At 57.9% G+C, this 13,233-nt stretch carries 16 protein-coding genes, 2 tRNA genes and 1 pseudogene; 15 read left to right on the top strand and 4 right to left on the bottom strand.

Annotated elements, in window-relative coordinates; all coding sequences use genetic code 11:
* Positions 1–40 precede the first annotated feature (40 nt).
* Positions 41–116: transfer RNA gene (locus tag BW686_RS19395), tRNA-Phe, on the top strand.
* Between the two features lie 158 nt (positions 117–274).
* Here BW686_RS19395 and BW686_RS19390 read toward each other — a convergent pair.
* Positions 275–646 carry a ribbon-helix-helix domain-containing protein gene (locus tag BW686_RS19390; protein WP_256898925.1) on the bottom strand — a complete coding sequence of 124 codons (372 nt, stop codon included), beginning with the start codon at positions 644–646 and terminating at the stop codon, positions 275–277.
* Positions 647–776: 130 nt separating this feature from the next.
* Here BW686_RS19390 and BW686_RS19385 point away from each other — a divergent pair, with 130 nt between their 5' ends.
* The 6 genes and pseudogenes from BW686_RS19385 to BW686_RS19365 all read left to right on the top strand — a co-directional run bounded on the left by BW686_RS19385 (position 777) and on the right by BW686_RS19365 (position 4,000).
* Complete coding sequence (locus tag BW686_RS19385) at positions 777–1,031, top strand: type II toxin-antitoxin system RelE family toxin (protein ID WP_084919177.1); 255 nt, start codon at positions 777–779, stop codon at positions 1,029–1,031.
* A complete protein-coding gene (locus tag BW686_RS19380) occupies positions 1,015–1,341 on the top strand; it encodes a helix-turn-helix domain-containing protein (protein WP_084919123.1) in 327 nt (108 codons plus the stop codon). Before BW686_RS19385 ends, BW686_RS19380 begins: the two co-directional genes overlap by 17 nt.
* Before the next feature lie 75 nt (positions 1,342–1,416).
* Positions 1,417–1,695 (top strand): hypothetical protein, encoded by a 279-nt coding sequence (locus tag BW686_RS19375; RefSeq protein WP_004655093.1) that lies wholly within the window; start codon positions 1,417–1,419, stop codon positions 1,693–1,695.
* A gap of 323 nt (positions 1,696–2,018) precedes the next feature.
* Positions 2,019–2,795: pseudogene (locus BW686_RS27590) on the top strand (PAS domain-containing protein); the annotation flags it as partial.
* Positions 2,796–2,858: 63 nt separating this feature from the next.
* The gene (locus BW686_RS27585) at positions 2,859–3,365 is read left to right on the top strand and encodes a methyl-accepting chemotaxis protein (protein ID WP_373271041.1); all 507 of its coding nucleotides are present in this window, start codon (positions 2,859–2,861) and stop codon (positions 3,363–3,365) included.
* A 149-nt stretch (positions 3,366–3,514) separates the two neighbouring features.
* Positions 3,515–4,000, top strand: coding sequence for a hypothetical protein (locus BW686_RS19365; protein ID WP_084919121.1), 486 nt, complete (start codon positions 3,515–3,517; stop codon positions 3,998–4,000).
* 44 nt (positions 4,001–4,044) lie between these two features.
* Here the strand turns inward: BW686_RS19365 and gabP are convergent, their stop codons facing one another.
* Complete coding sequence (gabP, locus tag BW686_RS19360; protein ID WP_084919120.1) at positions 4,045–5,436, bottom strand: GABA permease; 1,392 nt, start codon at positions 5,434–5,436, stop codon at positions 4,045–4,047.
* Between the two features lie 60 nt (positions 5,437–5,496).
* Here gabP and BW686_RS19350 point away from each other — a divergent pair, with 60 nt between their 5' ends.
* The 6 genes from BW686_RS19350 (at position 5,497) to BW686_RS19325 (ending at position 10,235) form a co-directional block, all read left to right on the top strand.
* Entirely contained in the window at positions 5,497–5,901 is a 405-nt protein-coding gene (locus tag BW686_RS19350) for a hypothetical protein (protein ID WP_256898923.1), read from the top strand.
* Positions 5,902–5,961: 60 nt separating this feature from the next.
* Positions 5,962–6,735, top strand: a complete 774-nt coding sequence (locus BW686_RS19345) for an ABC transporter ATP-binding protein (protein ID WP_084919118.1) — start codon at positions 5,962–5,964, stop codon at positions 6,733–6,735.
* A gap of 14 nt (positions 6,736–6,749) precedes the next feature.
* Positions 6,750–7,514, top strand: a complete 765-nt coding sequence (locus BW686_RS19340; RefSeq protein ID WP_084919117.1) for an ABC transporter substrate-binding protein — start codon at positions 6,750–6,752, stop codon at positions 7,512–7,514.
* 66 nt (positions 7,515–7,580) lie between these two features.
* Positions 7,581–8,276 carry an ABC transporter permease gene (locus tag BW686_RS19335; RefSeq protein WP_084919116.1) on the top strand — a complete coding sequence of 232 codons (696 nt, stop codon included), beginning with the start codon at positions 7,581–7,583 and terminating at the stop codon, positions 8,274–8,276.
* Positions 8,273–8,962: an ABC transporter permease gene (locus BW686_RS19330; protein WP_084919115.1), complete on the top strand. Its 690-nt coding sequence runs from the start codon at positions 8,273–8,275 to the stop codon at positions 8,960–8,962. Before BW686_RS19335 ends, BW686_RS19330 begins: the two co-directional genes overlap by 4 nt.
* A gap of 1 nt (position 8,963) precedes the next feature.
* On the top strand, positions 8,964–10,235 hold the full coding sequence (locus BW686_RS19325) for a methyltransferase (RefSeq protein ID WP_084919114.1): 1,272 nt from the start codon (positions 8,964–8,966) through the stop codon (positions 10,233–10,235).
* Positions 10,236–10,531: 296 nt separating this feature from the next.
* Here BW686_RS19325 and BW686_RS19320 read toward each other — a convergent pair whose 3' ends face one another.
* On the bottom strand, positions 10,532–10,858 hold the full coding sequence (locus tag BW686_RS19320) for a DUF6124 family protein (RefSeq protein ID WP_084919113.1): 327 nt from the start codon (positions 10,856–10,858) through the stop codon (positions 10,532–10,534).
* A 423-nt stretch (positions 10,859–11,281) separates the two neighbouring features.
* The gene (locus tag BW686_RS19315; protein WP_084919112.1) at positions 11,282–12,295 is read right to left on the bottom strand and encodes a J domain-containing protein; all 1,014 of its coding nucleotides are present in this window, start codon (positions 12,293–12,295) and stop codon (positions 11,282–11,284) included.
* 485 nt (positions 12,296–12,780) lie between these two features.
* On the opposite strand from BW686_RS19315, the gene BW686_RS26915 reads away from it, so the two are divergent.
* Together BW686_RS26915 and BW686_RS19305 are read left to right on the top strand one after the other, a co-directional pair.
* Positions 12,781–13,008, top strand: coding sequence for a hypothetical protein (locus BW686_RS26915; RefSeq protein WP_179149318.1), 228 nt, complete (start codon positions 12,781–12,783; stop codon positions 13,006–13,008).
* A 56-nt stretch (positions 13,009–13,064) separates the two neighbouring features.
* Positions 13,065–13,140, top strand: a tRNA-Thr gene (locus BW686_RS19305).
* Positions 13,141–13,233 lie beyond the last annotated feature (93 nt).

The following is a 13,233-nucleotide window of genomic DNA, read 5'->3' as shown; positions in this document are numbered from 1 at the left end:
CTTGACGACCTCCTGAAAAACAAGTCTAATGCGCCCCGTTGCCCAGATAGCTCAGTCGGTAGAGCAGGGGATTGAAAATCCCCGTGTCGGCGGTTCGATTCCGTCTCTGGGCACCACCTTTCGTTTTCAGGTGATGCCAAGCACACCCGAAAGCACACAAGAAGCCCGCCCCGTGCGGGCTTTTTGTTGTCTGGGTTTTCTTTGGCGCGCGCGTGAGTAATGACTCGCTTTACAAACCAGCAAGTCAGTCGCTGTCAGATATAAGAAGGCTCATTCATCCGCTCATGCAGCAGGTGCAAGCCGATACCCAGCCCTTCGCTTTCAACGCTCTCTGCTTGAACTGATCGACATTGAATGGGCGAGACTCCCCGCTCGACTCGCCTTCGATCAGCGCCAGCCGGATGGCTTCGATGCCAGTTCTCCGAGCTTGCTCATGCCGGATAAAATCGCGATTACATCCGCTGTCATGGGTACGGTCGCCCAAGTCGACCGGCTCTTTTACACAACGGTGCTGCTGTCCAACCAAGGCGATGATTTTCCTTACGGCTTCCATAATTGAACCGCAGGTTCGCTTATTGATGATGATGCCAACATCATCACATTGTTGCGCAGCGCTGGGCGACCGGGCAAAGCGCATAGCGTCCATTAATGAAAATCCGGGCGACGTCACGAAGCAGCTTCACCTACGGAAACATCAAGACAAGGAGAAACGATTGCCTCCGGACCAAACATAAGCAAATATTTGAAAAAGCTTATAAAAGACCTATATTTTGCCTATAAACTCCGTCAGCTGGACTCGAAAAGCCGTCAAGCAGCTCTTGAAGCTACATAGTCAGCATCAGGCCCAGGTTCGCGATGCAGTTACCCTGCTTGAAACCATGCCGGACGTCATTAATGTCAAAGCCCTGACCCACAACCAGTACGGGTATCGGCTGCGAGTAGGCACCTACCGTGTACTATTCGATTGGGATGGATCAGTCAGGATTGTCAGCATTCAAGAGGTAAAAAAACGTAATGAGCGCACCTACTGACGTTCAGATAATCAACGGTCCCGACGGAAAGCCGGCCTTCGTGGTAATTCCCTATGCGCAATACATTGCCACGAATAATGCTGAAAGTGACCTGATCCCCCACGAAGTGGTCAGCCGCATGGTCGACGGTGCCTCTCCCATCAAGGCATGGCGTGAATATCTGGGCCTCACCCAAGAACAGGTCGCCGAGCGCATGGGCATCAGCCAGCCGGCTTACGCGCAGCAAGAAAATGCCACGAGGCCTCGTAAGGCCACACGCGAAAAAATCGCGGCGGCCTTCGACATCAGGGCGGACCAGCTGGCGCTGTGAGCACCCCCATCCCATTGAACTAATTTTCCCCGCCCGCCCTCGAAGCCATACATTTGCTTTCACAAGGAACATTACGTGCTCAAGTTTACTGCCTCTGCCCTCATCATCGCTGCCACCCTCGGTCTGGCTGCCTGCGACAGCAAGTCTGAGCAGAAAGCACAGGATGCTCAGGCTCACCAGGAAAAATCCCAAGAGAAGATGGAGTCTGCTCAGGACAAGGTGAACGAGGCTGCCAAAGAGAACACCGAAGCGGCCAAGGACAAAGCGGCGTCCAAGGAAGCGGCGGCTGAAGAGTCGAAAACCTTCGTGCCGACCTCCGAAGTGACCAACACCATTCAGCCGGAAAAAAAGTGAAAACAGTGAAAACTCTTCACAAACTTTTCACAGGCGGCACGGCATTGTAGAGCTGCTCCCAAGTGTGAATCCTTAAGCCCGCTCCCCCATCGCGGGCTTTTCTTTGTCTGACGTTTGGCAAATGCCGGAGTGAAGCGATCACTCGGCAAGCAATCACAGAAGCACTTCCCTTCAGACACTCCACCCGAACGGGTCTACGTTTTTTTGACGCCCGAATTCCGTCCAGTCTTTTTCTCTACGACCTGCACTGACAAATTAATGTCGCAACCTTTTGTGTCGATACCCTGATCACGCAAGTCCACAAGTACACCAAGGGGCAGGTTATGTTCGGGAACAAGAGCAAAGCTGAACTGACAGCCATGAAGGCCGAGGTAGATGGACTCAAAGGACTGACAAACGCACTGGAAAAATCAATGGCGGTGGTCGAGCTTGGCCTCGACGGCAAGATCCTTCGCGCCAATGATAAATTTCTCGCCACGATGGGTTACCGAGCGGAAGAGCTGTCCAGCAAGACACACCGCGACTTCTGCGAGCCGGAAATGCTGCGCAGCCGCGAGTATGCCGATCTCTGGGCGTCCCTGAAGGCTGGCAAGTTCATCTCCGGCACGTTCAAACGCATCAACAGGAACGGGCAAAGCGTCTGGCTTGAAGCCAGCTACAACCCGGTGTCCGATGCGCAGGGCAAAGTGATCAAGGTGGTCAAGTACGCACTGGACGTCACCGCGCGCGTCATGCTGGAGAACGAAACCAACAGCAAGCTCGCCGCCGTCGACAGGGCGATGGCTATCTGCGAATTCGAGCCCAACGGCAACGTGATCACGGCCAACAACAACTTCCTGCACGTCATGGGTTATTCGCTCGCGGAAATCAAAGGCAAACACCACCGATCGTTTTGTGAGCCGACACTGGTCAACAGCCCGGAGTATTCCGACTTCTGGCGCAAGCTGAACCAGGGCGAGTTCATCGGTGATCAATTCAAGCGCCTAGGCAAACATGGTCGGGTCGTCTGGCTTGAAGCAACGTACAACCCGGTTTTCGATGTGGACGGCAAGCTCTACAAGATCGTCAAATTCGCCAGCGACATCACTCACCGGGTTGAAAAGCAGGAGGCCGACGCCCACGGCGCTTCACGCGCTTACCATATCTCGGCAGAAACCGAGAAAGTGGCGGAACAGGGAACGCTGGTCATTCAGGAAACCGCCCGGGAAATGCGTCAGATTGCCGAAAACATCGGCGCATCCGCCAAGCTGGTCAGCCAGCTGGGGGACCGCTCTGAGCAGATTACGGCCATCGTCAACACCATCCGTGGCATTGCCGATCAAACCAACCTGCTGGCGCTCAACGCAGCCATTGAGGCTGCACGTGCAGGCGATCAGGGGCGTGGGTTTGCGGTGGTTGCCGACGAAGTCCGGCAACTGGCGGGCCGTACCAGCGGTTCGACCACCGAGATTGCTGAAATGATCGGCAAGATCCTCGCCGAAACCCGTGAAGCCGTCGCCAGCATGAGTGCTACCCAGGAAGGCGCCAATCGTGGCGTGACCCTGGCGGATCAGGCTGGACAGGTGATCGTTCAGATCCGTGACGGCGCGAGCGATGCGGTCGAGGCCGTCAACATGTTTGCCAATCGCATGGACGAAGCTGAAGCGTTTGCAAAGCCGGGCAAACGATGACGCACCGGTAACCAGCTGACGAAAACCCGCGCTTTGCGGGTTTTTTATTGGCCGGGCGCTGCATTGCGTGCGCCCGGCACCTTGGTTATCGAGCCCGTCTGCGTTTCAATAGCGGCCATTGCACTTAATCGCCAGCCAAAGGAACGCTCATGGCCTCGCCAGACAAACAGCAAAAACGTGCCAAACGCGCCAAGATCAAGGCCAAGCAGAATCGTTCGGGCAAGGCCGCAAACAGCCTTGTCCACCCGGTGTTTGCCTCGGAGCAGGTCAATCAGCCGTTCGATGACGTCGAGCTGGACCTCAACACCTTCGACTTCAACGACATCGTGGAGAACGGCTTCGACCCGGCCGACTATGACGACCTGTTCGTGGCCATGAAGGCCGCCGAAAACATCAGCCAGCTCGCGCTGTGCGTCGTCTTCCTGCAATACCCGGTATTGGCCCTGGTCGTTTCCGAAGAGGATGAGGACCCTGCCACAGACTTCATGATGGGTTTGCTGATCGTGTACCGCGCCATGTACCACGATGAAGACGAGGACGCCGCTATCGAGTGGATCGAAAGCCCTGCGTTCCAGAAGGATTACACCCTGGCGTCGGACTTGCTGATGAAGAGAGACACTAAAGCTGCACGCTGACCGGGATCGTGCCAACGCAAAGCGTCGGCACGATAAGCACTCGGTCAACCCAGCGCAGCAGCGCCTACACGCCCGGTCTTGCGACGGTGCGAAACGATCAGGCCGGCGCCGATCACCAACAGGCTGAGCACGCCGGTGGCGATGATTTCGATGCGGTGATCTTCCTGAATCAGCATGATCGTCAGCACCGCAACGATGAACGCGATCGCCGCCCAAGTCAGCCATGGGAACAGCCACATCTTGAAGTCGATGGCCTCGCCCGCCGCAATACGCTTCTGGCGCATCCGCAGCTGCGAAACAGCGATCACCAGGTACACCAGCAGCGCGATGGCGCCGGAACTGGCAAGCAGGAAATCAAACACGGCAGCCGGTGCGATGTAGTTGGCGAACACCGTCAGGAATGCTGCAGCAGTCGACATGATCACCGCCCAATATGGCGTGCCGCCCTTGCTGGTGCGCTTGGACAGCGCCGGTGCATCGCCACGCTTGCCCAGCGAAAACAGCATGCGCGAAGCGGTGTACAACGCCGAGTTGAGGCAACTGGTCACGGCGACCAACACCACCAGGTCCACGATCAGCTTGGCGTTCGGAATACCCATCGCATCGAGCACGGTCTGGTACGAACCCACCTCGGCCAGGCGCGGATCGTTCCACGGCACCAGCGACACCACAATGAAGATCGAAACCAGATAGAACAGAAAGATCCGCCAGATCACCGAATTGGTGGCCTTGGTGATCTGCTTGCCAGGGTTCTTGGACTCTGCCGCTGCGATGGTCACGATTTCAGTGCCCATGAACGAGAACATGGTCGTCAGCATTGCCGCCAGCACCGCCCCCATGCCATTGGGCAGGAAACCGCCGGTGTCGAACAGATGGCTGACGCCACTGACATTGCTGGTTGGCAGCAAGCCGAAGATCGCCGCCACACCCAGCACCACGAACGCGATGATGGCCACTACCTTGATCAGCGCAAACCAGAACTCGAACTCACCGTAGTTCTTCACACTGAACAGGTTGGTCGCGGTCAGCAGCAGCGTGATGACCAGCGTAAACATCCAGATCGCAATGTCCGGAAACCAGGCATGCAGGATCGTTGCGGCGGCGTTTGCCTCCAGCGGGATCACCAGCACCCAGAACCACCAGTACAACCAGCCGATGGTAAAACCGGCCCAGTGCCCGATGGCACGGTCGGCATAGGTCGAAAACGAACCGGTATCCGGTGACGCCACGGCCATTTCGGCCAGCATGCGCATGACCAATACCACCAGCGTACCCGCTGCGGCATACGCCAGCAGCACGGCAGGCCCGGCCTCTGCAATCGCGTGGCCGGAGCCGACGAACAAACCGGCGCCAATCACGCCAGCAATCGACAGCATCGTGATGTGTCGAGGTTTCAGCCCTTGTTCGAGCTCGGAAGAGTTAGCGGTACTGCTCATAAAACCACCTGTGCAAGACGAGCGAGACACACCGGAGCGTTACGTAAAGAGAAACCTACGGTGCCGTTCTTTATATTTTACGCAAGAATTACGCCAAAATATTTCAAAGATGACGTCGATCAGGGAATACGAGGCCTGTGGCTTGACCCGCGCGGCATGCGCGATGATGGCTTTTATATGCCGTCTGTAGGATTTGTTACCGAACGCCTCAGATTCGTCTACACGTACGCACCAAAAACGCCCCAAACCCCTCACCAGGCGCAAACATGGTGCAGCGATCAGGCCGCCGCTCAGCAAATGCTACTTCCAACACCGGGCCAAAGCTGGCAACATCGCGCCTTTTTCGCGCACGCCCCTGTTTTACCGGGCATTATGCTTGCCTTCCTGCGACCGTCCGCTGCCAAGATGAGACACCCCGTCGAGCGCCTCCATACTGGACGCAAGACGCCGATGGTTGTCCTTTAAACGCTGTGCTAGCGTGGCGCACGCCAGTAGCAGGCGCGCACACTTAAACGAGGACCCCACATGGCCGAGGCCACGCCCGCCCTGGAAATACGCAACCTGCACAAGCGTTACGATCAGCTGGAGGTGCTTAAAGGCATCTCGCTGACGGCACGCGACGGCGACGTCATTTCGATCCTCGGTTCCTCCGGCTCCGGCAAGTCCACCTTGCTGCGCTGCATCAACCTGCTCGAGAACCCGCACCAGGGCCAGATTCTGGTGGCCGGCGAAGAGCTGAAACTCAAGGCCGCGCACAATGGCGAGCTGCTGGCTGCCGATCACCGGCAGATCAACCGTCTGCGCAGCCAGATCGGCTTTGTGTTCCAGAACTTCAACCTGTGGCCGCACATGAGCGTGCTCGATAACATCATCGAGGCCCCGCGTCGCGTCCTCGGCCAGAGCAAGGCCGAAGCCATTGAAGTGGCAGAAGCCTTGTTGGCGAAGGTCGGGATCGCCGACAAACGTCACGTCTATCCCGCTCAACTGTCCGGAGGCCAGCAGCAACGTGCCGCCATCGCACGTACCCTGGCCATGCAGCCAAAGGTTATTCTGTTTGACGAGCCAACCTCGGCACTCGACCCGGAGATGGTTCAGGAAGTGCTCAACGTCATTCGCGCACTGGCCGAAGAAGGCCGGACCATGCTGCTGGTGACCCATGAAATGAATTTTGCACGTCAGGTATCAAGTGAAGTGGTGTTTTTGCATCAGGGAATGGTCGAAGAACAGGGCACACCGCAGCAAGTATTCGAAAACCCGCTGTCGGCACGGTGCAAACAATTCATGTCGAGTCACTGCTAACGGAGCAACACCCCATGCAGATGTATAAAAAGATCTTGATGATCGCGGCAGCCACACTGGCTTTCAGCAGCGGTGCCTTCGCCGAAAAACTGAAAATGGGCATTGAAGGCGCTTATCCGCCCTTCAACAGCAAGGACGCAAGCGGACAAGTCGTCGGCTTTGATCGCGAGATCGGCGATGCGCTGTGCGCCAAGATGAAAGTCGAGTGTGAAGTGGTGACGTCCGACTGGGACGGCATCATCCCGGCCCTCAATGCGCAGAAGTTCGACTTCCTGATCTCGTCGCTGTCGATCACCGACGAGCGCAAGGAGGTGGTTGATTTCACCAACCCGTACTACTCGAACAAACTGCAGTTCGTGGCACCTAAAACGTCGTCCTTTGACGTGTCGTCCATCGACAAGCTCAAAGAAAGCGTCGCCGGCAAGTCAATTGGCGCACAACGCTCGACACTGGCCAGCACCTGGCTGGAAGACAAGCTTGGCATCATGGACGCAAAGCTTTACGACACTCAAAACAACGCGTTCCTTGATCTGGTGTCCGGTCGCGTAGACGCCATGCTGGCCGACAAATACGCCAGCTACGAGTGGCTGAAAAGCGAAGCCGGTCAGAACTTCGAGTTCAAAGGCGAGCCCGTCGAAAACAACGACAAGATCGGCATCGCCGTGCGCAAAGGCAATGACGAGCTGCGCGAGCGCCTGAACGTTGCCCTGAAAGAAATCATCGCTGACGGCACCTACAAAAAGATCAACGACAAGTATTTCCCTTTCAGCATTCTCTGATTCACCTGACAGCGTCGCCGCTGCTTCAAGCCGAAGCGCGGCGACCGGTCCTGACAAAGCCTGCCCATGAACATTGATCTCCACGGATTCGGCCCGGCCCTTGCGGCTGGCGCGCTGATGACTGTCCAGCTTGCACTCTCGGCCTTGTGCCTCGGTCTGATGCTCGGGTTGCTTGGCGCCTTGGCCAAAACCTCGCCCTACAAGCCCCTGCAATGGCTGGGCGGCACTTACTCCACACTGGTGCGCGGCATTCCCGAACTGCTCTGGGTGTTGCTGATTTACTTCGGCACGGTCAACGGCATGCGCGCACTGGGCGAGCTGCTGGGCATTCCCGACCTGGCACTGAGCGCCTTCGCCGCCGGGGTAATCGCCCTTGGACTGTGCTTTGGCGCATACGCCACCGAAGTGTTTCGCGGTGCGATTCTCGCCATTCCCAAAGGCCATCGCGAAGCCGGGCTGGCGCTGGGCATGTCGCGCTCGCGCATCCTCTTCAAACTGGTGCTGCCGCAAATGTGGCGCATCGCCCTGCCCGGCCTGGGCAACCTGTTCATGATCCTGATGAAAGACACCGCGCTGGTCTCGGTGATCGGCCTGGAAGAAATCATGCGACACGCGCAGATCGCCGTCGGCTTCACCAAGGAAGCCTTCACGTTCTATATGGTCGCCGCCGTTATGTACCTGGGCCTGACCGTACTGGCCATGATCGGCATGTACTTCCTTGAAAAACGTGCCGGACGCGGCTTTCTGAGGAGCGCGACATGAACTGGGACGTCATCATCAAGTGGCTGCCGCGACTGGCACAGGGCGCGACACTGACCCTGGAACTGGTGGCCATCGCCGTTATTGCGGGGCTTATTCTTGCCATCCCGCTGGGTATCGCTCGCGCGTCCCGGCTTTGGCCGGTGCGCGCACTGCCCTACGCCTACATCTTTTTCTTCCGCGGCACGCCATTGCTGGTGCAACTGTTTCTGGTCTATTACGGCCTGTCGCAGTTCGACGTCGTTCGTCAAGGGCCGCTGTGGCCTTATCTGCGTGACCCGTTCTGGTGTGCCGTGATCACCATGACCCTGCACACCGCCGCCTACATCGCGGAGATCCTGCGCGGCGCGATTCAGGCCGTGCCGGTGGGTGAAGTCGAAGCTGCGCGTGCGCTGGGCATGTCGAAATGGAAGGCGCTGTTCTACATCGTGCTACCCCGGGCCGCACGCATCGGCCTGCCCGCTTACAGCAACGAAGTGATCCTGATGCTCAAGGCCAGCGCCCTGGCCAGCACCGTGACGCTGCTGGAGCTGACCGGCATGGCGCGCACGATCATTGCCCGCACCTACTTGCCAGTGGAGATCTTCTTCGCCGCCGGCATGTTCTACCTCGTCATGACCTTCGTGCTGGTGCAAGGCTTTCGCCTGCTGGAAAAGCTATTGCGCGTAGACGCGACCCAGGGACGCTGATATGAAAGGTGCTGGCGTTGACCCAGCCAGCACCTCGTCACGCGAAACCATCGATATGCCATCAGACCCATGCTTGCAGGATGAACACCTCGGCAGCCACTTCAGTGCGCTGGACAGCTTCCTGTTCGCGCATCAGGCCTTGTGGCGGCCCAAGCCGTTCACACACCTGCGCCTGCCGTGGGAAAGCAAATACCCGGAGCTGGCGCACTGGCTGCGGCAACGCACGCTGGATCAGGCAGAAGCCGCGCACAACCACCCGGAACAGCTCGACGCACCCTTTCCGTTCTCGCAACTGGCTGCCGAAGCGGTCGCGCTGAGCCACGTCGCCGAGTTGCCCGGTTATCCGCTGGAACCGGTCGATACACGCATGAGCGTCGATGTGCCTGGACGCAAATGGCAACAGATCGAAGCCTTCGCCAGCCACCTCGACATGCGTGATACCGCGACTCACTGGCTGGACTGGTGCGCAGGCAAGGGCCATTTGGGTCGTCGTCTGACCCAGCGCGGCCAAAGCCTGACCTGCCTGGAGCAAGACCCGGCGCTGATCGAAGCAGGCCTGGCCCTCAGCGCCCGGCAAGGCATCGAGGCGCGGCATGTGCAGCAAGATGTGATGGCCGACGACGCCTGGCGCTGCCTGCAACCGCATCACACCCCCGTTGCGCTGCACGCCTGCGGCGACCTGCACATCCAGTTGATGGAGCTGGCCAGCCAGACCGGCTGCCGACACATCGCAATTGCGCCCTGCTGCTACAACCGCACACAGCAAGACCACTATCAGCCGCTGTCCCGCGATGGCAAGGCATCGGGGCTGAAGCTGTCGCGAGACGAACTGGGCCTGCCCTTGAGTGAAACCGTGACAGCTGGCGCTCGCGTACGCCGCCAACGTGACACGTCGATGGCTCGCCGCCTTGGCTTCGACCTGCTGCAGCGCCGCCTGCGTGGCGTTGATGACTACTTGCCTACGCCTTCTTTGCCGACGTCATGGCTGGATGAGCCTTACGCTGACTACTGCGGTCACCTGGCCAGACTCAAGCATTTACCCGCCCCCGGTAAACAGGACTGGGCGCATCTGGAAGCTGCTGGCTGGCAGCGACTGGCCGAAGTGCGCAACCTGGAGCTGCTGCGAAACCTGTTTCGGCGCCCGCTGGAAATGTGGCTGGTGCTGGACAGGGCGATGTATATACAGGAGCAGGGTTATAGCGTCAGCGTTGGCGCTTTTTGTGACAGCCAGCTTACCCCTCGCAACCTGCTGATTCTGGCGCGAAAAACCTGAGGCAAAACACAGGAGCAACCTGTGGATAAGTCTGTTGATGAAAATGTGGATGAGTGCGTTAAAGCTTGGCGCGCCAGTTAATCAAGCCCCTGATTTTTTCTCGCCCTACTTCTCAATGCCCGCAAAAACAGTGCTTTGCGGCACAATCAGGCCTATTGCACATATCTGGTCACGCGCGCAAATTTTTATACGCCAATTGTGCATAAAGATTTGGTAAAGGCTCTGGCACAAGCCTGTAAGGCGATTGAATCGTGTACAGGTAACGGGCCTGTACACGATCATTTTGACGTGATGTTTCAGATCTCTTCCACGCACTCCAGCGAACGCTCGACCATGACTTTGGCCATTTCCATCATGTGCATGGAGGCGAAGGCCAGGTCTCGCTGCGAGCCGTCCAGTTCATCGCCAAGTTCGTGGGCAGTGGCCGTTGCACAACGCAGAAAATCCAGTGCATGCACTAACGTTGCTTCGAGGCTGATGAAGTCGAATTTGCTGTCGTGGGGTTCTTTGGGTGGTCGGGAAGTGGGCAGATAACACGCCATCGCACGCTTGACGACAGCCTTGTCGAAGACCGGCGCAGTGCTGGACTGTTTGTTGGGTGGATCGGGGGTTACTTTGACCATGCTTAGCTCCTTCTATGAAGTCGCTGCCAATTCGCTACTAAACGAAAGGCGGCGACTGTACGCGAGTTAGTAGACCGGTGAGCTAAGAACCGGCGCACCCGAAGGTGCCAAGCGCACAGCCGCCATAGCATCGGGACGAAGCCTGATGAAACGCGGTTGTGTTACGCCTTAACTCACTGCGGGCTACTAAACCCGATCGCTGATGTGCAGCGACGAAGGGATATTAGAAGCACAGATCGAGAGGCGCAAGCGGTCGGGGATTCTCTCGGAAATGTCCTTCAAAAGAAAGAGACCAAGCCTTCAAAAACCGGCCTGAAAGCGTTGCAAAAGATGATCTCTACGCACGATTGCCGAAGCCCGTGGGAGCGGACTTGTCCGCGAAGACTGAACAGGCGACGCCGCACTCACGTAATGGCTCAACCGCTAAAACTGATCATCCTTCAACCGCGTAAACGGCACACTACGGTTCTGCAACTTGCGCAACGTCAGCTTGTAGGCACTGGACTTGATCTGACTGCCCATCGGCGTTTCTTCCAGCAAAATACGGCCCGACGCAAACGCGCAGCCCGTACTCATCATCTTGTACTTGAGCAGGTACAGCCCAGGGTCCATCTTGGCAAAACTGAACACCGCCCCGGCCGGCACAAACGCATGCCGAAACGCTCTGCGCCCTACCGCATCCGTGACCTTGGCGTACACCGCCGACTCCCCGGCGGAGTTATCCACAGTAATCTGCGACCAGCCGTTGTCCTTGAGCAACGGCATGCCCTTCAGGTAACCCGGCTTGTCCGGCCACGGCTCGCCCATCGGGTCCAGCGCTGGCAACTCACACTCGGAAGCCACCGGCTCAACCGGCTTTGCCGTGCTGACCACGGGCGACTCAACCGCAACGGCCGGAGCTGGCTTGACCCACGTCTGCGCAACCGGCGCGGGTTCGGCCGGCACAAAAGATTTACCTGCGTTCGGGTCATACCCCATCCACGCCCCGCCCGCGCAAAAAACCACGAACAGCAACGCCCAACGCAACGCCTGACGGCGACGTCGACCACGGGGAGAGGATGCGGGAGAAGGAGAAGCCTTGGGAGTCGCCCCTGGCTGCACATTGCGCTGCGGCGCGACAGGCGCATGGGCTGACGGCGAACCATAAACATGGACCATCTGCCCTTTCACCGCCTGCGCCTGCCTGCGGCGAGCAGCGTCCGCACGGGCCTTGTGCTCGTCGGCAGCCAACTGCGCATCATACGCCGCACGCCGTCCGGCATCCGACAACACATCATGGGACGCATTGACGACGCCCATCATGTCCGAGGCGTAAGGATCGGAATTCCTGTCCGGGTGCAGCTTCTGCGCCAGCTTGCGATAAGCCTTCTTGATCTGCTCAGGAGAGGCATCGCGAGCAACACTCAGCAGCTCGTAATGCGTGGGTGTTCTCTGCATTGCACTTGCTGTCCATGGCCGACTGCCATTTTCGATACAACTGTATCGGCCACAAAAAACCAAACTCCAGCAAAAATGCCACGCCAGCGCCCCACAACAGGAACCACCGCACAGAAAAATGCCCGGATCCAGAGGATCCGGGCATTTCTTCAAGTATCGATGAAGCTTTCGTGAGCATCCAGACGCACATTCATGCGATTCAGACGCCAATCCTCAGCCCCACCTTGCGCACAACCCGAAAGGGCCAGACGCGATACACATGTCCTTCAACAACTCTTCAGTGAATGACCCGCCTGCGGCATACAACACCCGAAGCCCGGTTACGATCCATCGCATCACTCATCAGATAGTCCTTTATCTGCTGGCTGAAAAGCTAACGGCCTGTGCTGCTGACTCAGTAGCCCGGGCCGTTGAGAACAAGCCTATGCAAAGCACCCTCACCCTGCAACACCCCCAAAACGACCGCACCTGCCCAGCGCCTGTTCATGCACCAGATCGCCATCCTCGCTGGACGCATCGGTTTGCACCGCCTGGTTAAAAATCCACCGACCGCCAGCCCCGAAGCCCTCAACGACGAGCGGCAAAAACACACTCAAAACCACAGCACTCACACACCCCAAACAGACCAATCCCCCCAAACCAAAGGAAACGTCCTGCACCGCCGACGGCTCACGTCCGATGAAAAACGCCAACGGTCGATTTTTTTCAACTGAATCAGACAGCTAGGGTTTACAAGCGCATCAGACTCTATATACTCGCAGCCCATTACGCCGGTATAGCTCAGTTGGTAGAGCAACTGACTTGTAATCAGTAGGTCCCGGGTTCGACTCCTGGTGCCGGCACCATACGCAGCAACAAGAAAGGCTCACCGAAAGGTGGGCCTTTTTTGTTTTTGGGATTGGAAACGCTGGAGCAGACGTCTAGTGATATGCACGGAG

This window comes from Pseudomonas syringae (assembly GCF_002157375.1).
GTDB classification, from domain to species: domain Bacteria; phylum Pseudomonadota; class Gammaproteobacteria; order Pseudomonadales; family Pseudomonadaceae; genus Aquipseudomonas; species Aquipseudomonas syringae_T.
Note: the sequence above shows the minus strand (reverse complement) of the source record. Positions and strands in the feature narration are given on the sequence as shown.

What these genes read in the sequence shown, in the direction of transcription:
- BW686_RS19340 (WP_084919117.1), top strand. Translation starts at nt 6,750, where the DNA reads ATGCAGATGTATAAAAAGATCTTGATGATCGCGGCAGCCACACTGGCT.
- gabP (WP_084919120.1), bottom strand. Translation starts at nt 5,436, where the DNA reads ATGAGCAGTACCGCTAACTCTTCCGAGCTCGAACAAGGGCTGAAACCT.
- BW686_RS19330 (WP_084919115.1), top strand. Translation starts at nt 8,273, where the DNA reads ATGAACTGGGACGTCATCATCAAGTGGCTGCCGCGACTGGCACAGGGC.
- BW686_RS19365 (WP_084919121.1), top strand. Translation starts at nt 3,515, where the DNA reads ATGGCCTCGCCAGACAAACAGCAAAAACGTGCCAAACGCGCCAAGATC.
- BW686_RS19345 (WP_084919118.1), top strand. Translation starts at nt 5,962, where the DNA reads ATGGCCGAGGCCACGCCCGCCCTGGAAATACGCAACCTGCACAAGCGT.
- BW686_RS19335 (WP_084919116.1), top strand. Translation starts at nt 7,581, where the DNA reads ATGAACATTGATCTCCACGGATTCGGCCCGGCCCTTGCGGCTGGCGCG.
- BW686_RS19315 (WP_084919112.1), bottom strand. Translation starts at nt 12,295, where the DNA reads ATGCAGAGAACACCCACGCATTACGAGCTGCTGAGTGTTGCTCGCGAT.
- BW686_RS26915 (WP_179149318.1), top strand. Translation starts at nt 12,781, where the DNA reads ATGCACCAGATCGCCATCCTCGCTGGACGCATCGGTTTGCACCGCCTG.
- BW686_RS19380 (WP_084919123.1), top strand. Translation starts at nt 1,015, where the DNA reads ATGAGCGCACCTACTGACGTTCAGATAATCAACGGTCCCGACGGAAAG.
- BW686_RS19320 (WP_084919113.1), bottom strand. Translation starts at nt 10,858, where the DNA reads ATGGTCAAAGTAACCCCCGATCCACCCAACAAACAGTCCAGCACTGCG.
- BW686_RS19325 (WP_084919114.1), top strand. Translation starts at nt 8,964, where the DNA reads ATGAAAGGTGCTGGCGTTGACCCAGCCAGCACCTCGTCACGCGAAACC.
- BW686_RS19390 (WP_256898925.1), bottom strand. Translation starts at nt 646, where the DNA reads ATGGACGCTATGCGCTTTGCCCGGTCGCCCAGCGCTGCGCAACAATGT.